Annotated in this window: 18 protein-coding genes; 13 read left to right on the top strand and 5 right to left on the bottom strand. The window is 71.9% G+C overall.

Translation table 11 applies throughout. The features are described from left to right. The first annotated feature begins 16 nt into the window (after positions 1-16). Together FLX07_RS16925 and FLX07_RS16920 are read left to right on the top strand one after the other, a co-directional pair. Complete coding sequence (locus FLX07_RS16925) at positions 17-769, top strand: hypothetical protein (protein ID WP_229689800.1); 753 nt, start codon at positions 17-19, stop codon at positions 767-769. Between the two features lie 261 nt (positions 770-1,030). Next, entirely contained in the window at positions 1,031-2,428 is a 1,398-nt protein-coding gene (locus tag FLX07_RS16920; RefSeq protein WP_142571765.1) for an alpha,alpha-trehalose-phosphate synthase (UDP-forming), read from the top strand. Here the strand turns inward: FLX07_RS16920 and FLX07_RS16915 are convergent. Beyond that, complete coding sequence (locus tag FLX07_RS16915) at positions 2,418-2,735, bottom strand: DUF4235 domain-containing protein (RefSeq protein WP_223853495.1); 318 nt, start codon at positions 2,733-2,735, stop codon at positions 2,418-2,420. The two genes, FLX07_RS16920 and FLX07_RS16915, sit on opposite strands and share 11 nt — an antisense overlap. Before the next feature lie 69 nt (positions 2,736-2,804). Here FLX07_RS16915 and valS point away from each other — a divergent pair, with 69 nt between their 5' ends. The 6 genes from valS (at position 2,805) to FLX07_RS16885 (ending at position 9,458) form a co-directional block, all read left to right on the top strand. Beyond that, a complete protein-coding gene (valS, locus tag FLX07_RS16910) occupies positions 2,805-5,339 on the top strand; it encodes a valine--tRNA ligase (protein ID WP_142571764.1) in 2,535 nt (844 codons plus the stop codon). A 254-nt stretch (positions 5,340-5,593) separates the two neighbouring features. Beyond that, complete coding sequence (locus tag FLX07_RS16905) at positions 5,594-6,874, top strand: AI-2E family transporter (protein ID WP_142571763.1); 1,281 nt, start codon at positions 5,594-5,596, stop codon at positions 6,872-6,874. Positions 6,875-7,033: 159 nt separating this feature from the next. Then, positions 7,034-7,471, top strand: coding sequence for a dUTP diphosphatase (dut, locus tag FLX07_RS16900; protein ID WP_142571762.1), 438 nt, complete (start codon positions 7,034-7,036; stop codon positions 7,469-7,471). Between the two features lie 48 nt (positions 7,472-7,519). After that, positions 7,520-8,206, top strand: coding sequence for a DUF3710 domain-containing protein (locus tag FLX07_RS16895; protein WP_142571761.1), 687 nt, complete (start codon positions 7,520-7,522; stop codon positions 8,204-8,206). A 174-nt stretch (positions 8,207-8,380) separates the two neighbouring features. Next, positions 8,381-8,773 (top strand): OB-fold nucleic acid binding domain-containing protein, encoded by a 393-nt coding sequence (locus FLX07_RS16890; RefSeq protein WP_142571760.1) that lies wholly within the window; start codon positions 8,381-8,383, stop codon positions 8,771-8,773. A gap of 16 nt (positions 8,774-8,789) precedes the next feature. Next, positions 8,790-9,458: a DUF3159 domain-containing protein gene (locus FLX07_RS16885; protein ID WP_142571759.1), complete on the top strand. Its 669-nt coding sequence runs from the start codon at positions 8,790-8,792 to the stop codon at positions 9,456-9,458. Positions 9,459-9,519: 61 nt separating this feature from the next. On the opposite strand, the gene FLX07_RS16880 is transcribed toward FLX07_RS16885, so the two are convergent. Next, complete coding sequence (locus FLX07_RS16880) at positions 9,520-10,188, bottom strand: potassium channel family protein (RefSeq protein WP_142571758.1); 669 nt, start codon at positions 10,186-10,188, stop codon at positions 9,520-9,522. Continuing rightward, positions 10,188-10,856 carry a potassium channel family protein gene (locus FLX07_RS16875; RefSeq protein WP_142571757.1) on the bottom strand — a complete coding sequence of 223 codons (669 nt, stop codon included), beginning with the start codon at positions 10,854-10,856 and terminating at the stop codon, positions 10,188-10,190. The genes FLX07_RS16880 and FLX07_RS16875 overlap by 1 nt, the downstream gene beginning before the upstream one ends. Positions 10,857-10,962: 106 nt before the next feature. Between FLX07_RS16875 and FLX07_RS16870 the strand changes: the two genes are divergently transcribed. Continuing rightward, positions 10,963-13,005: an APC family permease gene (locus tag FLX07_RS16870; protein ID WP_142571756.1), complete on the top strand. Its 2,043-nt coding sequence runs from the start codon at positions 10,963-10,965 to the stop codon at positions 13,003-13,005. Further along, complete coding sequence (locus FLX07_RS16865; protein ID WP_142571755.1) at positions 13,002-14,270, top strand: class I SAM-dependent RNA methyltransferase; 1,269 nt, start codon at positions 13,002-13,004, stop codon at positions 14,268-14,270. The genes FLX07_RS16870 and FLX07_RS16865 overlap by 4 nt, the downstream gene beginning before the upstream one ends. Positions 14,271-14,313: 43 nt before the next feature. On the opposite strand, the gene FLX07_RS16860 is transcribed toward FLX07_RS16865, so the two are convergent. Further along, positions 14,314-15,453: a glycoside hydrolase family 18 protein gene (locus FLX07_RS16860; protein WP_142571754.1), complete on the bottom strand. Its 1,140-nt coding sequence runs from the start codon at positions 15,451-15,453 to the stop codon at positions 14,314-14,316. A 92-nt stretch (positions 15,454-15,545) separates the two neighbouring features. Here FLX07_RS16860 and FLX07_RS16855 point away from each other — a divergent pair, with 92 nt between their 5' ends. From FLX07_RS16855 to FLX07_RS16845, 3 genes are all read left to right on the top strand, one after another. Beyond that, entirely contained in the window at positions 15,546-16,463 is a 918-nt protein-coding gene (locus FLX07_RS16855; protein ID WP_142571753.1) for an LLM class F420-dependent oxidoreductase, read from the top strand. Positions 16,464-16,567: 104 nt separating this feature from the next. Further along, positions 16,568-18,097, top strand: a complete 1,530-nt coding sequence (locus FLX07_RS16850; RefSeq protein ID WP_142571752.1) for a 3' terminal RNA ribose 2'-O-methyltransferase Hen1 — start codon at positions 16,568-16,570, stop codon at positions 18,095-18,097. Further along, a complete protein-coding gene (locus tag FLX07_RS16845) occupies positions 18,094-20,580 on the top strand; it encodes a polynucleotide kinase-phosphatase (protein ID WP_142571751.1) in 2,487 nt (828 codons plus the stop codon). Before FLX07_RS16850 ends, FLX07_RS16845 begins: the two co-directional genes overlap by 4 nt. Before the next feature lie 145 nt (positions 20,581-20,725). Here the strand turns inward: FLX07_RS16845 and FLX07_RS16840 are convergent, their stop codons facing one another. Further along, positions 20,726-22,306, bottom strand: a complete 1,581-nt coding sequence (locus FLX07_RS16840; protein WP_268239505.1) for an MDR family MFS transporter — start codon at positions 22,304-22,306, stop codon at positions 20,726-20,728. Between the last annotated feature and the right edge of the window lie 41 nt (positions 22,307-22,347).

The following is a 22,347-nucleotide window of genomic DNA, read 5'->3' as shown; positions in this document are numbered from 1 at the left end:
ACCCTTGGGAGGGTCCGTGACTTCAGCAGCGGATGAATCAAACAACGAGGTGGCCGACCTGGTCGGCAAACTCGTCGCCCCTGAGGAGACGGACGGGGCCGAGCGGCGTCGGCTGCTCGGCCGCCTCGGCGGGGCATTGGCGAGATCCGCCGGGAAGGCACGTGCACGGGGGGTCGGCCGGGGGCGATGGCTGGCCGACGTCTTCATGAACATCGCCCCGCGGTTACCGGTCAGGGACCTCGAGACACTGCGGGAACACCACTACGGGCTCACCGGCGAGCAACTCGCCGACGATCTGGTCCGCACCGCCGCGAAGGCGACGACGGCGGTCGGCGCGGTCGGCGGGGCGCTCGCCGCGGCCGAGTTCGCCGCCCCGCCGCTCCTGCTGTCGGCCCCCGCCCAGATCGTGGCCGAGACGCTGGTCGTCGCGGCCATCGAAGTGAAGCTCCTCGCCGAACTGCACGAGGTGTACGGCGTGAAGGTCCCCGGCAACGGCAGCCAGAGGGCGACCGCGTTCGCGCTCGCCTGGTCCAAGCAGCGGGGCGTCACCCCCCTCGCCCCCGGCTCGGCCACGCTCGCGCTCGGGACCGCCGCCAAGACCGCCCTGCGCAACCGCCTGATGCGCACGCTCGGCCGCCACCTCACCACGCTCGGCCCCTTCCTCACCGGCGCGGTGGCCGGCGGCGCGCTGAACCGGGCAGCCACCAGGAAACTCGCCGTCGCCGTACGCGCGGATCTGCGCCGCCAGCAAGCCCTGCCGCCCGGCTGACACCCTGCCGTCCGGCTTGGCCCCTCGCGCCGCCCGATCTCCCTTGTGGCCCCGGTGCCCGACCCAATCGGCATCTCCGGCCGTCCTGATCTTCCGGGTAGAGAAGTGTCACCGATTGGTCTAAACCTCTTGCCGACCCCATATGAGCTGCGTGAGATCATTCTCACAGTGACCAGCGTGGATTGTGCACGTTCTTACGGGTATGGGGGTCCTTGGTGACTTTCCGTATGGTGGTCACAGGCGACCACCTGGAGGAGATTCATGCGTGGCACCAGCTCATTTCTGATCGTCGCGAACCGGCTGCCGGTCGACCGCGTGGGCGAGAACGAGTGGCGGCGCAGCCCGGGAGGGCTCGTGACCGCCATCGCGCCCGTCATGCAACGCCGTGACGGAGCCTGGCTCGGCTGGACCGGCGCGGCGGGGGAGGAGCTGAAGCCCTTCGACCACGACGGGATGCACCTGATTCCCATCCCGCTGTCGCAGCTCGAGGTCGAGCTGTACTACGAAGGCTTCTCCAACGCCACGCTGTGGCCGCTCTACCACGACGTGGTCGCCACGCCCGTCTACTCGCGCGTGCTCTGGGACGCGTACCGGGCGGTCAACGACCGGTTCGCCCGCGCTGCCGCGGACGCCGCCGCGCCCGGCGCGGTCGTGTGGGTGCAGGACTACCAGCTCCAGCTCGTGCCCGCGATGCTGCGGAAGCTGCGGCCCGACCTGAAGATCGGCTTCTTCCTGCACATCCCGTTCCCGCCGGGCGAGCTGTTCTACCAGCTGCCCTGGCGCAACGAGATCCTCGAAGGACTGCTCGGGGCCGATCTCGTGGGCTTCCAGCGGCCGGGCGGCGCCGCCAACTTCCTGCGCCTGTGCCGCCGCCTGCTCGGCGTGCAGCACCTCCGCAACGCGATCCAGCTCGGGGACCGGACGGTCCGTGCCGAGTCGTTCCCGATCTCGGTCGACTTCGGCGAGCTGGACCAGCTCGTCCGGGAGCCGCGCATCCAGCAGCGGGCCAAGGAGATCCGCGCCGAGCTGGGCGATCCCGAGCACGTGCTGCTCGGCGTCGACCGGCTCGACTACACCAAGGGCATCGGCCAGCGGCTCAAGGCGTTCGGCGAGCTGCTCGACGACGGCGCGATCAAACCGGACGAGGCGGTCTTCGTGCAGGTCGCCACGCCCACCCGCGAGCGGGTCGCCGAATACATCCGGCTGCGCAACGACATCGAGCTGAGGGTGGGCCGCATCAACGGCGAGCACGGCGTGCTCGGCCGGATGCCGATCTCCTACCTCCACCAGTCGTACAACAAGGAGGAGCTGGCGGCGCTCTACTGCGCGGCCGACGTCATGGTCGTCACGCCGCTGCGCGACGGCATGAACCTCGTCGCCAAGGAGTACGTCGCCTGCCGCCACGACCTGCGCGGGGCGCTCGTGCTGAGCGAGTTCGCCGGGGCGGCCGACGAACTGCGCCAGTCCTACATGGTCAACCCGTACGACATCGCCGGCATGAAGCGGGTGATGCTGGCGGCGATGCGGGCGACCCCGCACGAGCTGGCGCGCCGGATGCGCTCGCTCAGACGCAGGGTCGCGACCTACGACGTGGACAGGTGGGCCAGCGACTTCCTCGCGGCCCTGGAGTCCGGGGAGCCGGCCGCTCCTAGGGAGTGAGGTCCCGGGCGGCGTCCTTCCAGGAGCGCCACTTCCTCGCCGCCGACCGTGTGACGACGATCCGCGTGATCTCCATGCCCAGACCCATCACGACGGCGTACGCGATCGCCTCGCCGAGTCCGATGTCGGGGGAGTCGACGCTCGCCGGCGGTTTCTTGCCGGTCGCCTTCTCCCACGCGAACGTCAGCACCTTACGCGAGCAGAAGCCCACCGCCAGGCCGAGCAGGCCGCCGACGATCCGCCACTGCATGTCGGGCTTGTCCATCGCGCCGATTTCGCGCTTGGCCTCCCGAGCCATGTCCGCCATGATTCCTCCTCGATAACGACCCTAGTGTCTCCCCGCGGGGTGACGGTCCACGCCATACCATGTGGTGGCATGACCGAACAGCGACTCCCCGCAGCCATGCCCGAGAAACCAACACTCGACGGCTTGGAAGCGGTATGGGTAGCGCGCTGGGAGGCGCAGGGCACCTACCGGTTCGACCGGTCCCGGGGCAGGGACGAGGTCTACTCCATCGACACCCCCCCGCCTACCGTCTCCGGGTCCCTTCACGTGGGGCACGTCTTCTCCTACACGCACACGGACACGATCGCCCGCTACCAGCGGATGCGGGGGCGCGAGGTCTTCTACCCGATGGGGTGGGACGATAACGGCCTGCCCACCGAGCGCCGCGTGCAGAACCACTTCGGCGTGCGGTGCGACCCCTCCATGCCGTACGACCCGGACTTCGCGCCGCCCGGCAAGCCGGACGCCAAGCGGCAGGTGCCGATCTCGCGCCGCAACTTCATCGAGCTGTGCGAGCGGCTGACCGCCGAGGACGAGAAGGCGTTCGAGGAGCTGTGGCGCCGCCTCGGCCTGTCGGTGGACTGGTCGATGACGTACGCGACCATCGACGCCACCTCGCGGGCGGCATCCCAGCGCGCGTTCCTGCGCAACCTCGCCCGCGGCGAGGCGTACGTCGCCGAGGCCCCGACCCTGTGGGACGTGACGTTCCGCACGGCCGTGGCCCAGGCCGAGCTGGAGGACCGGGAGTGGCCCGGCGCCTTCCACCGCATCGGGTTCGAACGGCCGGACGGCGACGGCCCCGGCGGGACGGTGTGGATCGAGACGACCCGGCCCGAGCTGATCCCGGCCTGCGTGGCGCTGGTCGCCCACCCCGACGACGAGCGCTACCGGCCGCTGTTCGGCACCACCGTCCGCACCCCGGTCTTCGGGGTCGAGGTGCCGGTCGTGGCCCACCACCTCGCCGAGCCCGACAAGGGCTCGGGCATCGCGATGATCTGCACGTTCGGCGACGTCACCGACGTGACGTGGTGGCGCGAGCTCGACCTGCCCACCCGGCCGGTCATCGGCTGGGACGGCCGCCTGCTGCCCGAGCCGCCCCAGGGCGTGCCGGCCGGGCCGTACGCCGAGCTGGCCGGCAAGACCGTGCACAGCGCGCGCGAGCGCATCGTGGAGATGCTGCGCGAGTCCGGCCACCTGGACGGCGAGCCGCGCAGGATCCAGCGTCCGGTGAAGTTCTACGAGAAGGGCGACCGGCCCCTCGAAATCGTCACCACCCGGCAGTGGTACATCCGCAACGGCGGCAGGGACGCGAAGCTGCGCGCCGAGCTCCTGGAGCGCGGCCGGGAGCTGGAGTGGCACCCGCCGCACATGCGGGTCAGATACGACAACTGGGTGGAGGGCCTGGCGGGCGACTGGCTGATCTCCCGCCAGCGGTTCTTCGGCGTGCCGATCCCGGTCTGGTACCCGCTCGACGCCGGAGGCGAGCCGATCCACGAGGCGCCGATCGTCCCGCCCGAGTCGGCGCTGCCGGTCGACCCGTCCAGCGACGTGCCTCCCGGATACACCGAGGACCAGCGGGGCAAGCCGCTCGGCTTCGCCGCCGATCCCGACGTCATGGACACATGGGCGACCTCGTCGCTGAGCCCGCAGATCGCCGCCGGGTGGGAGCGCGACGACGACCTGTTCCGCCGCGTCTTCCCGATGGACCTGCGGCCCCAGGCCCACGAGATCATCCGTACCTGGCTGTTCTCCACGGTCGTGCGGTCGCACCTGGAGCACGGCGGGCTGCCCTGGCGGCACGCGGGGATCTCCGGGTGGATCCTCGACCCCGACCGCAAGAAGATGTCGAAGTCCAAGGGCAACGTGGTCACGCCCATGGGCCTGCTGGTGGAGTACGGCTCCGACGCGGTCCGCTACTGGGCGGCGAACGGGCGCCCCGGCACCGACACGGCGTTCGACACCGGGCAGATCAAGATCGGCCGCCGGCTGGCCATCAAGATCCTCAACGCGTCGAAGTTCGTGCTCGGCTTCCGGTCCGAGGGCGGCGGCGAGGTGACCGAGCCGGTCGACCTGTCCATGCTGGCCGCGCTGGGGGCGGTCGTCGCCGAGGCCACCGACGCGTTCGAGTCCTACGACTACACCAGGGCGCTGGAGCGGACCGAACGCTTCTTCTGGTCGTTCTGCGACGACTACGTGGAGCTGGTCAAGGCCCGCGCGTACGACGGGGACGCCTCGGCCGTCGCCGCCCTGCGGCGGGCGCTCGACGTGCTGCTGCGGCTGTTCGCGCCGTTCCTGCCGTTCGTGACCGAGGAGGTCTGGGGGTGGTGGCGGGAGGGCTCGGTGCACCGGGCCGCCTGGCCGTCCGCCGGCGAGCTGCCCGAGGCGCGGCACGGCGATCCCGCGGTGCTGGACGCCGTGGCGGAGGTGCTCCGCCGGGTGCGGCGGGCCAAGTCCGAGGCGCGGCTGTCGATGCGGGCCGAGGTCGCCCGGCTCACCGTGTCGGGGGGCCAGGCGGACCTCGTCCGGATGGCCCAGGACGACCTGTGCGCGGCCGGCAACGTCGAGGAGTTCGTCCTCGACCCCGGTGACGGCCCGCTCGACGCGGTCGCCGAGCTGACCGCGTGAGGCCACCGCCGGCCACCGCCGTGCCTTCGTGGTGACGGCGGTGGCCGGTGACGTTTGGGACGTTCCACGGTGTTCCCGGACGTTTCGGTACGGGTGACGGCCCGCGGCCGGGGACCTGCGGCGAGGGCGCGGCGGAGGCGACCTCCACACGCGGGTAAAACGACTGCGCATCCCGCCCGCCGACATGCCAGGCTGGATCCGTGATCCCGTCTAACCGCAGTACCTCGGAGAGGGTTCCGCCGACGCTGGCCACGATGGCCGCGTGGAGCTGGCGGCTGTTGCTGCTCGGTGGGATGATCTACGTTTTCTGGCTGATCATCGAAAGGATCAGCTTCGTCGTCATGCCGGTGGTGGTCGCGCTGCTGCTCGCGGCCCTGCTTCACCCATTGACCCGCCGGCTGCGTGCCGCCGGGCTCCGGCCGATCTACGCGACGTGGCTCACGATGCTGCTCGGCCTCGCGCTGATCGTCGGCATCGGGTTCCTCATCGGCGTGCGGGCGAACGAGGAGTTCCCCCGGCTGGTCCTGCAGATCCAGGTGACCGCTCGCAACGTCCAGGACTGGCTGCTGCACGGCCCCCTCCACCTGAAGGAGGCGCAGATCGCCGACTTCGTGGACCAGCTCAGCAGCCAGGTGACCCAATACCGCAGTCAGATCACCAGCACGGTGCTGAGCGGCGCCACCGCGGTCGTCGAGGTGCTCACCTCCATCGTGCTGATCCTCTTCGTCACCTTCTTCCTGCTGAAGGACGGCGACCGGATCTGGGTCTGGTTCCTGCGCGCCTTCGGCGGCGCCTCCACGCGCGTCGACCGCGCGGGCCGCGCCGCCTGGGCGACGATCTCCCACTACGTGCACGGCACGGTGGCGGTCGCCGCCATCCACGGGCTCGTGATCGGAGTGGTGCTCGCGGGGATGCAGGTGCCGCTGTGGGCGCCCCTCGCGGTGCTGGTCTTCGTCGCCAGCTTCATCCCGATCGTCGGCATCCTGTTCGCGGGCACCATCGCGACGCTGGTGACCTTCGGCTCCCGGGGCTGGTTCCTGGCGCTGATCTTCGTGGGCGTCCTCGTGGTCGAGCAGCAACTGGAGAACCACGTGCTCCAGCCGCTCATCGTGGGCCGGGCCCTGGAGTTCCACCCTCTGGCGATCATCCTCGTCCTCGCGGTGGGCGGCGTGCTCGGCGGCATCGCGGGCGCGGTGGTGGCCGTGCCGCTCACGGCGGTCATCTACCGCGCGCTGCCAGAACTGCGCCGCGGCCGGCCCCCCGCCATCGAGCCGCCCTCCGAAGGCGGCCCGCCGGGCGCGGCCGAGCCCGGAGCGGAGCCCGGTGCCGGGGACGTGCCCCCGCAGCCGGAGCCCGGTGCCGGGGACCTGCCCCCGCGGCCCGAGGCCGGCGCCGCGGAGCCCGCGCCCTCTCACCCGTCCCAGCCCGCCGACTCAGGGCGCGGCGAGCAGGGCGGACAGGGCGGACAGGGACCGGAGACGGCGCGCCCGCCCTCCGGAGCGGGAGAGGCGGTGTCCCCCCAGCACAACGGGTAGGGTCTTGCCTCGTGAGCGAGCGTAGCGAGCGAACCAAGGAACACAGCGCAATTCGCGAGGTGCTGATCTGCGCGCCTTCGGCACGACGCAACCCCGAGCCGCCAGGCGAGGGTGTGGCATGAGCTGCCCTGTACCGAATCGCGGGATCGAGGCCGTCCGATGAGTGTCGAGATCCTGATCCACCGGCTCGATCCGGACCTTCCGCTCCCGTCGTACGCGCATCCGGGTGATGCCGGGGCCGACCTGTTCGCGGCGGAGGACGTGGAGTTGCTGCCCGGCGAGCGGGCGGTCGTGCGGACCGGCGTCGCCATCGCGCTGCCGGACGGGTACGCCGCCTTCGTCCATCCGCGGTCGGGCCTGGCGGCCCGGCACGGGGTCACGCTGGTCAACGCGCCGGGCACGATCGACGCCGGCTACCGGGGCGAGATCAAAGTGACGATGATCAACACCGACGCCAAGGACCCGGTGCGGTTCCGGCGCGGTGACCGCATCGCCCAGCTCGTCGTCCAGCGGGTGGAACGGGCGGCGTTCTACGAGGTAGACCGGTTGCCCGGCTCCGTACGGGGCACGAACGGGTTCGGCTCGACGGGTAGCTGACACCGCGGAACCCGGGAACCGGGCCACGATGCGAGGAGAGTGAGACAAGTGTTGCGACGCCGGCAACGCGCGGAGGAGGAGACCGCACCAGTCGTCGTGCGGGGGGAGAGCCCCGCCCAGGCGCGGAGGACGGGCCCCTGGGACGCCGCTGACGACTACCCGGAGGCCGAGCGTGTGGACCTGGGGGGCCTGCGCCTGCCCGTCGGTCCCGGATTCGAGATCCAGCTCAGCATGGCGGGCGACCAGGTCGACGGTGTGATCGTCCTGGTCGAGGAGAGCGCCCTTCAGGTGAACGCCTTCGCCGCGCCCAAGCGCAGCGGGATCTGGGACGAGGTGCGCGCCGAACTCGCCCGTGAGGTGGTGGCCGCCGGCGGCTCGGCCGAGGACCGGGACGGCCCGTTCGGCCCGGAGGTCGCGGCCGAGGTGCCCACACAGGGCCAGGGTCAGGCGCAGGGACGGCAGCCGGTGCGCTACGTCGGTGTCGACGGGCCGCGCTGGTTCCTCCGCGCCGTGATCAGCGGCAGGGCGGCGGTCGACCCGGAGGCGGCGCGGGTCCTGGAGGACGTCGTGCGCGGCATCGTCGTCGTGCGCGGCGACGAGCCGATGCCGCCCAGGGAGGCGATCCAGCTCCGGCTGCCCACCGAGGCCAGGCAGGCCATGGAGGAGCAGCAGGGGGCCCGGCAGGAGGAGCTCCGGCCCTTCGAACGTGGTCCGGAGATCAGCGAGATCCGCTGACGCCGTCCGGGACGCGGCGGTTGACCGAATCGGGGGGTAAGCCCTGCCCTGACCGTCCTTCTGGCCCGAAACCGGCTCACGTATGCTGCGGTGGGAAACGACGGGCCTAGGCTGGAGCCAGGACGACGAATCCCCCGAAGGGGATCGCGAACGAGGAAGCTGGGTGAGTGACCGATGGGCACGCCGGAGCCTGCCAGACGCGGCGGACTGCGGGGCTTCTTCCAGAGGCTGACCACCAGCCAGGCCGAACTGGAGGCCGCCGAGCTCCAGGAGGACCTGGAGCACGAGGGGGCCACTCCCATCGCGCGGTGCGGTGAGCGCCAGCGGACATGTGTGGCGGGCACGCTGCGCACCGTGACCCTCCGCCCGCGCGGCGGCGCTCCCGCCCTCGAGGCCGAGCTGTACGACGGGTCGGACGTGATCGACCTGGTCTGGCTCGGCCGTCGGAAGATCGCCGGCATCGAGCCGGGCCGGGTGGTGCGGGCCGAAGGGCTGGTCAGCCTCCAGGACGGCCGCAAGGTCATGTTCAACCCCCGCTACGAGCTACGCCCGGCCGGTGGCCCTTGATCTCTCAGGAGACCGTATGAGCACAGCGGACATGACGGCCCCCGCGGCGCACGCCACCGTCGAGGCGGCGGTTCGCGCACAGATGAGCAAGGCCTTGGGCGGCAGGCGCGGGATCGTCGAGGCGGCGGTGCCCACGCTCGCCTTCACCGGCACGTGGATGGGCACCAACGAGCTGAAGCCCTCGCTGATCGTCGGCATCGCATCGGCGGTGGTGCTCCTGCTGGTGCGGCTCGCGCAGCGCACCACGCCGCAGTTCGTGCTCAACAGCCTCGTCGGCATCGGGATCGGCGCGTTCTTCGCGGCCCGCACCGGCGACGCCAAGGACGTGTTCCTGCCCGGGATCCTCTACAACGGGGCCTACGCCGCCGGCATGCTGCTGTCGATCGTGGTCCGCTGGCCGGTCGTGGGCTTCCTGATCGGCTCGGTGACCGGCGACCCGACGGCCTGGCACGGCGACTCCGCGCTGGTTCGGCTGTGCTCGCGGCTCACGTGGCTGCTCATGCTGCCGTGCCTGCTGAGGGTGATGGTCCAGCTGCCGCTTTACTGGGCGGACCAGGTGACCGCCCTCGGCGTGGCCAAGATCGCTCTCGGCTGGCCGCTGCAGGTCGCGGCGCTCGGCGCGATGGTGTGGGTGCTCGCCCGGGGCCGCACTCCGATGCAGCCGCCGGCGCAGCCGTCCATCTGACGATCACGCGGAAACGACTCAGGCCCCGGGCAGTATGCCCGGGGCCTGAGTCGTACGCGGGTCAGGGACGCCCGTGGGCCGACAGCAGTTCGGTGAGCTCGTTCTCGACCTCCTGGCTGGCCACGAACAGCAGCTCGTCGCCGGCCTCCAGCGGGTCGTCGGCCGAGGGAACCAGCACCCGGCCCTCGCGCAGGATCGCCACGAGGGCGGAGTCCACCGGCCACGGCACCGAGCCGGCCCGCTGACCCACCACCGGGGCGTCATCGGCCAGCGTGAGCTCCACCAGGTTGGCCTGGCCCTGCCGGAAGGTCATCAGGCGCACCAGGTCGCCGACGCTGACCGCCTCCTCGACCAGGGCCGACAGCAGGCGCGGGGTGGAGACGGCGACGTCCACGCCCCACGACTCGTTGAACAGCCACTCGTTCTTGGGGTGGTTGACCCGGGCGACCACCCGCGGCACGCCGTACTCGGTCTTGGCGAGCAGCGAGACCACGAGGTTGACCTTGTCGTCGCCCGAGGCGGCGATCACGACCTGGCAACTGTTCAGCCCGGCCTCGTCCAGCGAGGAGATCTCACAGGCGTCGGCGAGCAGCCACTCGGCCCGCGGCACGCTGTCGATCTTGATGGCGCGGGGGTCGATATCGATGAGCAGGACCTCGTGACCGTTCTCCAGGAGCTCCGCCGCGATGGAACGGCCGACGGCTCCCGCGCCGGCGATGGTGACGCGCATCAGTGCTCCTCGTCGGACGGCGGGGCGGACAGCGCCTTGTTGATTCGGTCCATCTCGTTCTCGGCGGCGACCAGGTGGAGGAGGTCACCTTCCTGGAGGACGGTGGCGTCCTTCGGCACGAGCGCCTCGCCCATGCGGTTGACGAAGGCCACGCGCGCGCCGGTGACGTCCTCGATCACCCTGGCCCGGGTGCCGATCCAGCCCTGGTGGAAGGCCACCTCGGCGAGGATGACCGTGCCGGTCGGGTCCCGCCAGAGGGGCTCGGCGCCCTCGGGCAGCACCCGGCGAAGGATCTGGTCGGCGGTCCAGCGGACCGTCGCCACGGTGGGAATGCCGAGCCGCTGGTAGACCTCGGCGCGGCGAGGGTCGTAGATGCGGGCGACCACGGTGTCCACGCCGAACATCTCCCGGGCGACCCGGGCGGAAATGATGTTGGAGTTGTCCCCGCTGCTCACGGCGACGAAGGCGGCGGCCGAGGTGATGCCGGCCTCTTCGAGCACGTCGCGGTCGAAGCCGATGCCGGTGACCCTGCGGCCCCGGAAGCCGGCCCGCAGCCGCCGGAAGGCCTGCGGGTCGCGGTCGATCACGGCGACCGAGTGCCCGTTGTCCTCAAGGATGTGCGCCAGGGTCGAGCCGACCCGGCCACATCCCATGATCACAATATGCATGCTCCCCCGCCGTGGGTTGTGGCGGTCTCCTCTTGCAGACAGTATGTCGCCACTCCGCGCCACCGCATGACCCGGGCGCGGCGCCGGGGGACTAGGCTCAACAGACGTGTCGAAGGTGCCAGATCTTGTCAAGCGGCTCCTCGTGGGGCGGGCTCTGCGGAGCACCGCGCTCCACCATCAGTTGCTGCCCAAGCGCGTGGCACTGCCCGTGTTCGCGAGTGACGCACTGTCATCGGTCGCGTACGCACCGCAGGAGATTCTGGTCATCCTGTCGATCGGCGGGGTCGGCCTCTACAGCGTCAGCCCGTGGGTCGCGGCGGGCGTCGTCCTCGTCATGCTCACGGTGGTCGCCTCCTACCGGCAGAACGTGCACGCCTATCCCAGCGGCGGCGGCGACTACGAGGTGGCGACGACGAACCTGGGGCCGACCGCCGGGCTGACCGTCGCGAGCGCCCTGCTCGTCGACTACGTGCTGACCGTGGCGGTGTCGGTCGCCAACGGCGCCGACTACGTGGGCGCGACGATCCCCTTCGTCGCCGAACACCGCCCGTTGGTGGCGATATCCATCGTCACACTCCTGACGATCATGAACCTGCGCGGCCTCCGGGAATCGGGTGTCGCGTTCGCCGTTCCGACCTACGCCTTCATGATCGCGGTCATCGGCATGGTCGCGTGGGGCCTGTTCCGGCTGGTCGTGCTCGGCGACGACCTGCGCGCACCCACCGCCGACTACCGGATCATCGGGCAGCAGGCCGATCTCGCCGGATTCGCGATGGCGTTCCTGGTGCTGCGCGCCTTCTCGTCCGGATGCGCCGCGCTCACCGGCGTCGAGGCGATCAGCAACGGCGTGCCGGCCTTCCGCAAGCCCAAGAGCAAGAACGCCGCGACCACGCTGCTCATGATGGGCCTCATCGCGGTCACGATGTTCAGCGGGATCATCTTCCTCGGCCTCAAGTCGGGCGTGAAGCTGACCGACCCGGCGTTTGTGGCCAGGGACGTCATCATCGCCGGGCACCCGGCCGGGCCCGGCTACTACCAGCAGCCGATCATCGCCCAGGTCGCCTCCGCCGTCTTCGGCCACGGCTCGTTCCTGTTCGTCGTGATCGCCGCGGTGACCGCACTCATCCTGTTCCTGGCCGCCAACACCGCGTTCAACGGTTTCCCGGTGCTCGGCTCGATCCTCGCCCAGGACCGTTACCTGCCGCGTCAGCTCCACACCCGGGGCGACCGCCTCGCGTTCAGCAACGGCATCGTCATCCTCGCGGCCGGAGCCTGCCTGCTGATCTGGGCGTTCGACGCGGACGTGAGCAAGCTGCTCAACCTCTACATCGTCGGCGTGTTCGTCTCGTTCACCCTCAGCCAGATCGGCATGGTCCGGCACTGGACCCGTCACCTGAGGACCGAGACCGACGCGAGGGCGCGCTTCCACATGATGCGCTCACGGGTGATCAACGGCTTCGGCGCGGTCATGACCGGGCTCGTGCTCGTCGTCGTGCTCGCCACCAAGTTCACGCACGGCGCGTACATCGTCTGCATCGCGATGCCGGTGCTCTTCCTCATGATGAAGGGCATCAGGCGCCACTACGACCGGGTCGCCGAGGAACTCGCCGCGCCGGAGGGGCATGAGAGCGAGGAGTCGCTGCTGCCCGCCCGCAACCACGCGATCGTGCTCGTTTCGAAGATCCACAAGCCGACGCTCCGCGCGCTCGCGTACGCCAGAGCGACTCGTCCGTCGACCCTGGAGGCCGTGACCGTCAGCGTGGACGCCGACGAGGCGAACAGGCTCAGAGAGGAATGGGATCGGCGCGGCATCGAGGCGCCGCTGAAGATCCTCGACTCGCCGTACCGGGAGATCACCGGCCCGGTGCTCGAATACGTGAAATCGCTGCGGCGGCGCTCGCCGCGCGACGTCGTGACGGTCTACATCCCCGAGTACGTGGTCGGCCGCTGGTGGGAGCACCTGCTGCACAACCAGAGCGCGCTGCGGCTCAAGGGACGACTGCTGTTCAAGCCCGGGGTCATGGTCACGAGCGTGCCGTTCCAGCTCGCCTCCTCCGACCGCCTCAAGGGCCGCAGGGAGCCATCCGCTCCCGGCGCCTCCCGCCGCTCCTATCAGCACCCACCTAAGGACACACAGGTCAAGGCATGACCGATACGAAAGAGGCCGACATGGCCGGCGAACGGCTCGAACTGACGGTGGACACCGTCGCCAACGGCGGCTGGTGTGTGGCCAGGCACGAGGGCCGGGTGGTCTTCGTCCGGCACGCCCTGCCCGGCGAGCGGGTGGTCGCCGAGGTCACCGAGGAGACCACGAAGTTCCTGCGGGCCGACGCGGTCGAGGTCCTGGAGCCCTCACCCGACCGGGTCACGCCGCCCTGCCCGTTCGCCGGCCCCGGCCGCTGCGGCGGCTGCGACTGGCAGCACGCGTCGCTGGAGGCGCAGCGTCGGCTCAAGGCCGACGTGGTCGCCGAGCAGTTCCGGCGCCTGGCGAGCCTCGACCTCAAGGTCGTGGTCGAGGAGGTGCCGGGGGCGGAGAACGGCCTCGGGTGGCGCACCCGCGTGCGGTTCGCCGTGGAGCGGGACGGCACGGCGGGGCTGCGGCGGCACCGGTCGCACGACATCGAGCACGTCACCGAGTGCCTCATCGCGCACCCCGCCGTCGAGGAGGTCGGCGCGGAACGCCTGGCCTGGCCGGGGGCCGCCGCGGTCGAGGTGGTGGCCGCCTCCGGCGGCGACCGCGCCGTGATCGTCGAACCCGTCCCGCGCCGCCGGGCGGACATCCCGGACGTGGACGCCTCGGTCCTGCTCGACGAGGGCAGGCGGGGCACGCGGGCGCTGCGTGGCCGGGCCTCGCTGACCGAGCGGGTGGGCGAACGGGACTTCCGGGTCACCGCGAGCGGATTCTGGCAGGTCCACCCGGGCGCGGCGGCCACGCTGCTCGGTGCGGTGCTCGACCTCGGCCGGCCCGAGCCGGGGGAGTGGGCGCTCGACCTCTACTGCGGCGCCGGTCTGTTCGCCGCCGGGCTCGCCGAGGCCGTCGGCCCCGAGGGCGCGGTGCTCGGCGTCGAGTCCGAGCCGCAGGCGGCGCAGGACGCCCGGTTCAACCTGCGTGACCTGCCGCAGGCGCAGGTCGAGCGAGGCAGGGTGGAGGAGGCGCTCGACCGGCTGCGGATCGAACGGGCCGACCTGGTGGTGGCCGACCCGCCCCGCGCGGGTCTCGGCCGTGCGGTGGTCGAGCGCGTCGCCGGCCTGCAGGCCTCGCGCGTGGTGTACGTCTCGTGCGACCCCGCCACGCTGGCCAGGGACGTCGCCTGGTTCGCCGGGCACGGCTACCGGCTGGAGGACCTGCGGGCCTTCGACCAGTACCCCATGACCCACCACGTGGAGTGCGTCGCGCTGCTCGTCAGGGACTGAGCCCGCGCCGCTCGCCCGACGAGCGCGGCGCCGCCGAGAAGGATCACCGGGGGCGGACGGGAGGAGCCCCGGGCGCGACCTCGGGGCGGGCGACGCCCGCGTCGGGGTGCGACGGCCGGGTCAGGATCCGTACGACGTCGTCGGCCGGACTGGCGCCCCGCAGGGACAGCCAGCCCAGGCCGTTGCGGGCCCGGAACGCCGCCAGCCGCCCGGCCTCGTCCATGCCGAGGTCGCCGGCGCCGGCCAGGACCGGCGCGAGGCCCATCCGCCGCCATGCCCGGTCGGGCGGCACGTCCAGCGCCGTGGCGATCTGGAGGCGCGCCGCCCGCGCGGCGACGGCCAGGTCGTGGAGGTTCGAGACGCCGGAGGCGATCGGCACGAGCAGGCCGACGGACTCGATCTCCACGCCTTCCTCGCGGGTCGCCCGCAGCATCTCCTGGTCGGCGGGCTCCAGGCCGCGCCGGGAGGCGGGAAGGGTGAACGTGACCCGCAGGGAGCGGCCGTGCGACCGCGCGTCGCGCTGCAACCGGGCGACGGCGGCGGCGCGGCGGCGGACGGCGGCGGGGCCGGCCGCCCCACCGGCCTCGAAGTCGACGCCGGGAGGGTCGAGCGCCGACACGACATGGCGGTAGGCGGCGAGCAGCCGGGCCGGATCCTCGCAGGTGACCGCCAGCTCCTGCCCGTACGGCCCGCCGAACGCCGCCCACACCTCGCGGCCGTCGGCCCGCAGCCGGTCGACCCGCGCCGTGACGGAGTATCCGCCCCGCGGTTGCGCCCCCGCCCAGTGGGGAGCGCAGCCGCCGGGGCCGGCGACGATGTGCCCGATGGCGAACGAGCGCACCCCCGCCCGCAGCAGTTCCGGGCGCGGCTCACCGGCGGCGTCGAGGAACCCCCGATAACGGGCCGCGGGCTCGTCGGCCGGGGGCGCGGCGGCGGGCGGGGCCGGCGAGGTGACGGTCTGGCGCGCGGCGACCAGCGTCTCCGGCACCGGCGAGGCCGGAGACGTCCCACCGCCGGCCGTGACCCCGGGCTCGCCCCCGGGCGTCGCGGCCCAGCCGCCGGTCGGGGCGGCGGGCAGGGCCCACAGCGCCGCGCCGGTGCCCGCGACGAGCGCGGCCGAGGCCAGGAAGACGAGGGAGCGCGAGGGGCGGCCCGCTTCGCGGGAATGACGTGCGGAGTCCACGCTCACCACCCTGAGTTGTGATGTGACTACGTTACGCACAGGCGGCTCGCACTCTAGCAAGCGGCGGTCGCGGGGGCGGGGATAATGGACGGATGAAATTGAGGATCTTCACCGAGCCCCAGCAGGGGGCGAGCTACGACGATCTGCTCAGGGTGGCGCAGGCGGCTGAGCGGCTCGGGTTCGACGCGTTCTTCCGGTCCGACCATTACCTGCGGATGGGCGACGGCGACCCGGCCCCGGGCCCGACCGACGCGTGGATCACCCTGGCCGGTCTCGCGCGGGAGACCTCGCGCATCCGGCTGGGCACGCTCGTGAGCGCCGCGACGTTCCGGCTGCCCGGTCCGCTGGCGATCAGCGTGGCCCAGGTCGACCAGATGAGCGGCGGCCGCGTGGAGCTGGGTCTCGGCACCGGCTGGTTCGAGGAGGAGCACACGGCGTACGGGATCCCCTTCCCCTCCCTGGGCGAGCGGTTCGAGCGCCTGGAGGAGCAGCTCGAGATCGTCACCGGGTTGTGGGCGGCGGACAAGCCGTTCTCCTTCGAGGGCGCGCACTATCGGCTGGCCGACTCCCCGGGGCTGCCCAAGCCGGCCCAGCGGCCCCGGCCGCCCGTCATCATCGGCGGCGGCGGCGCCAAGCGGACGCCGCGGCTGGTCGCGCGGTTCGCCGACGAGTACAACGTGCCGTTCCACCTTCCCGAGGACACCGCCGCGGCCTTCGACCGGGTCAGGCAGGCGTGCGACGCCGCGGGCCGGGAGACCGTCCTGCTGTCGGCGGCGCAGATCATCTGCGCCGGGCGGGACGAGGCGGAGATCGCCCGGCGGGCCGCCGGCATCGGCCGCAATGTCGACGAGCTGCGTGTCAACGGGCTGGCGGGCACGCCGCAGGAGATCGTGGACAAGATCGGCCGGTTCGCCGAGATGGGCGCCGAGCGTCTCTACCTGCAGGTTCTCGACCTGCACGACCTGGAGCACCTGGAGCTGATCGCGGCCGAGGTGCTTCCGCACGTGTGAGAAGGGTGCTGCGGCACGTGTGAGAAGGGTGCTCTCGCACGTGTGAGCCCGCAGGCCTGAAAAGCCATAGCCGGTCGAAAGGGGCATCCGGCACACTTTGTCGGGTGCTCCTCACGATCTCGACGACTCTGCGGCCTGCCACGGACCTCGGCTTCCTCCTGCACAAGCACCCCGACCGGGTGCAGGAGTTCGAGCAGTCGTCCGGCATGGCGCGGGTCTTCTACCCAGAGGCGGGCGAGGATCGGTGCACCGCGGCGCTGCTGCTGGAGATCGACCCGGTGCGGCTGGCCCGTTCTAGGGGCTCGTCCTCGCCCGACTTCTCCCTGGGGCAGTACGTCAACGACCGGCCGTACGCCGCGTCCTCCCTGCTGGCGTCGGCGCTCGCCGACGTGTTCCGCACGGCGCGGACCGGCCGGTGCGCCTCGCGGCAGGCTCTCGCGGACGGGCCGATTCCCCTGGAGATCGGCCTGCCCGCCCTGCCGTGCCGGGGCGGGGCCGATCTCGCGCACCGGCTGTTCGGGCCGCTGGGCTGGGAGGTCGGAGCCGAGGCCGTGCCGCTGGACCCCGGTTTCCCCGAGTGGGGCGAGTCCCGGTACGTACGGCTCGCGCTGCGCGGCAATGTGCGCCTGGCCGACGCGCTCAACCACCTGTACGTCCTGCTGCCGGTGCTGGACGACGCCAAGCACTACTGGCTGGCGGGCGACGAGGTCGACAAGCTCGTCCGCGCCGGAGAGGGCTGGCTGGCCGGCCATCCGGACAAGGGCCTGATCACCCGTCGGTATCTCGGCCGGCGGTGGGCGCTCACCCGCGCCGCCTTCGCCCGTCTCGCCGAGCTGGGCGACGACGTGGAGGAGAGCCTGGACCCGCCGGTCGAGGAGGAGCCGGGCGCCGAGGCTGTCTCCGATGACAGGCCCGCTGACGAGCCCCGTGACAACCTCAGTGACAAGCCCGGTGACAAGCCTGAGGACAAGCCCGGAGACCAGCCTGAGGACAAGCCCGGTGACGGGGCGGGTGAGGAGCGGGTGCCGCTGAACACGCTGCGCCGGGAGGCCGTCGTGGCGGTGCTGCGGGAGGTCGGCGCCCGCACCGTGCTCGACCTCGGCTGCGGCTCGGGGCAGCTGCTGTCGGCGCTGCTGGCCGACCCGGCCTTCGCCAAGGTGGCCGGCATGGACGTCTCGGCCCGCGCGCTCGCGATGGCCGACCGCCGCCTGCGCACCGACCGGATGCCGGACGCCAAGCGGGCCAGGCTGGAGCTGTTCCAGGGCTCGCTGACCTACACCGACGCGCGCCTGGCAGGGTACGACGCCGCGGTGCTGATGGAGGTCGTCGAGCATGTGGACCCGCCGCGCCTGCCCGCGCTCGAACGCGTGGTCTTCGGCACGGCGCGGCCCGCACACGTGATCGTCACCACGCCCAACGTGGAGCACAACGTCAGGTACGAGCTGCTCGCGGGGGCGCGCCGCCACCCCGACCACCGGTTCGAGTGGAGCCGGGCGGAGTTCGCCCGATGGGTGGCGGGCGTGTGCGAGACGTACGGCTACGCGGCCGATGTGCGGCCGGTCGGCGAGGACGACCCCGAGGTGGGCCCGCCCACCCAGATGGCGGTCTTCAGCAGGAGGGAGGAGCGGTCGTGACCGAGATCAGCGTGCCGGAGCTGTCGCTGGTGGTGATCGTCGGCATCTCCGGGAGCGGCAAGTCGACGTTCGCGGCCCGGCACTTCGCGCCCACGCAGGTCGTCTCGTCCGACTTCTGCCGCGGCCTGGTCGCCGACGACGAGAACGACCAGACGGCCACGCCCGAGGCGTTCGACCTGCTCCACCACATCGTGGGCATCCGCCTGCGGCGGGGGCTCCTCACGGTGGTGGACGCGACCAACGTGCAGTGGGAGGCCCGCAGGAAGCTCATCGAGCTGGCCAGATCTCACGACGTGCTCGCGGACGCCATCGTGCTCGACGCGCCGGAGGAGGTGGCGCGCGCCCGCAACGCGGCCCGCCCCGACCGGGCCTTCGGCCCCCACGTGATCACCCGGCAGCGCAAGGAGCTGCGCCGGTCGCTCGGCAAGATCGCCAAGGACGGCTTCCGCCGGGTCCACGTGCTGCACGGCGACGAGATCGACGACGTGACCGTCACGTACGAGAAGGCGTGGACCGACAAGACCCACCTCACCGGGCCGTTCGACGTCATCGGCGACGTGCACGGCTGCCGGGCCGAGCTGGAGTCCCTGCTGGTGCGGCTCGGCTGGAAGGTCGGGCCGGACGGCGCCGTCCACCCCGAGGGGCGTACGGCGGTCTTCGTCGGCGACCTGGTCGACCGCGGCCCGGACACGCCGGGTGTGCTGCGGCTGGTCATGAGCATGGTCGAGGCGGGGACCGCCCTGTGCGTGTCCGGCAACCACGAGCAGAAGCTGGTGCGGGCCCTCGACGGCCGCAAGGTGCGGGTCGCCCACGGCCTTGAGCGGTCGCTGGAGCAGCTCGCCGCCGAGCCGGAGGAGTTCCGCGCGGCCGCCAGGACGTTCATGGACGGTCTCATCAGCCACTACCGCCTCGACGGCGGCAGGCTGGTGGTCGCGCACGCGGGGCTCAAGGAGGCCTATCACGGACGGGCCTCCGGGCGGGTGCGGGCGTTCGCGCTGTACGGCGACACGACCGGGGAGACCGACGAGTACGGCCTGCCGGTGCGCTACCCCTGGGCGAACGACTACCGGGGGCGCGCCATGGTCGTCTACGGGCACACCCCGGTGCCGGAGCCGGAGTGGGTCAACAACACCATCTGCCTCGACACCGGCGTGGTCTTCGGCGGGCGGCTGACCGCCCTGCGCTACCCCGAGCGCGAGCTCGTCTCGGTCCCGGCGGAGAAGGTCTGGTACGAGCCCACGCGGCCCCTGGCGGCGTCGGCCCCGGCCCGCGACCCCGGTGTGCTGGACATCGGCGACGTGGACGGCACCCGCTTCGTGGAGACGCGGTTTGGCGGCCGGATCAGAATCGCGGAGGAGAACTCCCGCGCCGCGCTGGAGATCATGAGCCGGTTCGCCGTGGACCCCCGCTGGCTTGTCTACCTGCCGCCGACCATGGCTCCGCCGGAGACCTCCGCGCTGGAGGGCTTCCTGGAGCACCCGGCCGAGGCGTTCGACGAGTTCGCGCGGGCGGGGGTGACCCGGGTGGTGTGCGAGGAGAAGCACATGGGTTCGCGGGCGATCGCCGTGCTGGCGCGGACGCCGGAGGCGGCGGCCCGCCGCTTCGGCGTCGCCGACGGCACGACGGGCAGCGTCTACACCCGCACCGGGCGGCCCTTCTTCGACGAGCGCGGGCCGGAACTGGTGGACCGGCTGCGCGAGGCGGCCGCGCCGCTGTGGGAGGCGCTGGAGACCGACTGGGTGGTGCTCGACTGCGAGCTGCTGCCGTGGTCGGCAAAGGCGGAGGGGCTGATCCGCGACCAGTACGCCTCGGTGGGGGCGGCCGCCCGGGTGGCCCTGCCCGAGGCGGTCGCGGCGCTGGAGTCGGCGGCGGGACGTGGCCTGGACGTAGGCGCTCTGCTCGACCGCACCCGCCGCCGTGCCCACAACGCTGCCCGGTTCCGCGACGCCTATGCCCGTTACTGCTGGCCGGTCTCGGGCCTCGACGGCGTACGGCTCGCGCCGTTCCAGATCCTCGCCTGCGAGGGCAGGGCGACGGTGGTGGAGGAGCCGCACGAGTGGCACCTGAAGACGCTCGGCCTGATGGACTCGCCGCTCGTGACGCCGACCCGTCACGTGTTCGTCTCCCTCGACTCGCCGGAGGAGCGGGAGGCGGCCATCGCGTGGTGGACGGCGCTGACCGAGGCCGGGGGAGAGGGCATGGTGGTCAAACCGGCCGCGCATCAGGAGGGACGGGTGCAGCCGGGCGTGAAGGTGCGGGGCCGTGAGTATCTGCGGATCATCTACGGCCCCGACTACACGGAGTCGCTCGACGTGCTGCGGCGCAGGTTCACCGGCAGGAAGCGGTCACTGGCGCTGCGGGAGCACGCGCTCGGCCTGGAGGCGCTGACGCGCCTGGCCGAGGGCGAGCCGCTGTGGCGGATCCACGAGGCGGTCTTCGCCGTCCTCGCGCTGGAGTCCGAGCCGGTCGATCCCCGTCTGTGACACCGGACGGCCCCGGGTACGGCCTCCCGCTCACGCGACGGGAGCCGTACCCGGGGGCCGGGCTCAGGGGCCGTATCCGGGAAGCCGTACCCGGGGGCAGGGTTCAGGGGACAGGGTTCAGCGGACAGGGTTCGGCGGACAGGGCTCAGCGGGGCTCGGCCGAGGCGGGCGCGTCCGATCCGGCGGCGGCCGGCTCGGCCAGGTCGACGCTGTCGCGCAGCCGCACCTGCGGGAGGAACAGCACGGCGAGGACGCCGACGACCGCGATGCAGGCCGAGATGAGGAAGATGTGGCCGGTGGCGTCGCCGTAGGCGGCGCGCACGACGCTGCGGATCGGCTCGGGCATCGCCTTGATGTTGAGGGTGCCGCCATCCTGCAGCCCGGCCGGCTGGATGCCGGCCTTCGCGAGGCCCGCGACGATGTTCTCGGTGACCCGGTTCGCCAGCACCGCGCCGAGGATCGAGACGCCGATCGTGCCGCCCAGCGAGCGGAAGAACGTGACGGCGCCGCTGGCCGCGCCCAGCTCACGCAGGGGGACGGTGTTCTGCACGGCCAGGACGAGGTTCTGCATGGACATGCCGACGCCGACCCCGACCACCAGCATCCCCGCGCCGACGAGGACCAGCGAGGTCTCGTGGTCGACTGCGGACAGGGCCGCGAAGCCGAGCGTGAGCACGATCGAGCCGACCAGGATGTACGGCTTGACCCGTCCGCTGCGGGACACCATCCGCCCCGAGATCGTGGACGACACGAGGACGCCGAACATCATCGGGATGGTGAGCAGGCCCGCCTCGGTGGGGCTGTAGCCGCGGCCGATCTGGAAGTACTGCCCCAGGAAGACGGCGCCGCCGAACATCGCCATGCCCACGGCCAGGCTGGCCAGGATCGCGAGGGCGGGCACCCGCCGCCGCACGACGTGCAGAGGGACGACGGGCTCCCGGACCACGGTCTCGACCCACACGGCCAGGACCAGCAGCACGATCGCGGCGCCGACCATGGCGAGGGTCTGCCAGGAGATCCAGTCGAAGGAGTTGCCGACGAACGTCACCCAGACCAGCAGGACGCTCACGCCGATCGCGATCAGGAGGGCGCCCACGTAGTCGACCGAGGTCTCCGGACGGCGGATGGACGCCACGTTGAGCGTGCGGTGCAGGACGACCAGGGCGACGAGTGCGAACGGGATCGGCAGGAAGAAGCACCACCGCCAGCCGAGCCACGAGGTGTCGGTGATCAGACCGCCGAGCAGCGGGCCGCCGACCGTGGCCACGGCGATGACCGCGCCGAGGTATCCGTTGTACTTGCCGCGCTCCTTCGGCGGGATCATCGCGGCGATGACGACCTGGACCAGGATCTGCAGGGCGCCCATGCCCAGGCCCTGGACCGCGCGGAAGGCGATCAGCATCGGGGTGCTCTGGGCGAAACCGCAGGCGAACGAGGCGACAAGGAAGATGCCGATGGCGACCTCGATCAGCAGCTTCTTACTGAACAGGTCGGCGAGCTTGCCCCAGATGGGGGTCGAGGCGGTCGTGGTGAGCAGCGCCGCGGTGACCACCCAGGTGTACTGCGACTGGGTGCCGTTCAGCGCACCGATGATCTGGGGGAGCGCGACCGACACGATCGTGCTGCTGATCATCGCGATGAACAGGACGAGGAGCAGCCCGCTCAGCGCTTCGAGTACCTGCCGTTGGCTTTTCGGCCCGGCCTCCGGCAGCGTGGGTGCGCTCACGCGCAGCCTCCAATCGGATGGGTGAGGACAACTGATCCAAG

This window comes from Microbispora bryophytorum (genome assembly GCF_006874465.1).
Classification (GTDB): domain Bacteria; phylum Actinomycetota; class Actinomycetes; order Streptosporangiales; family Streptosporangiaceae; genus Microbispora; species Microbispora bryophytorum.
Note: the sequence above shows the minus strand (reverse complement) of the source record. Positions and strands in the feature narration are given on the sequence as shown.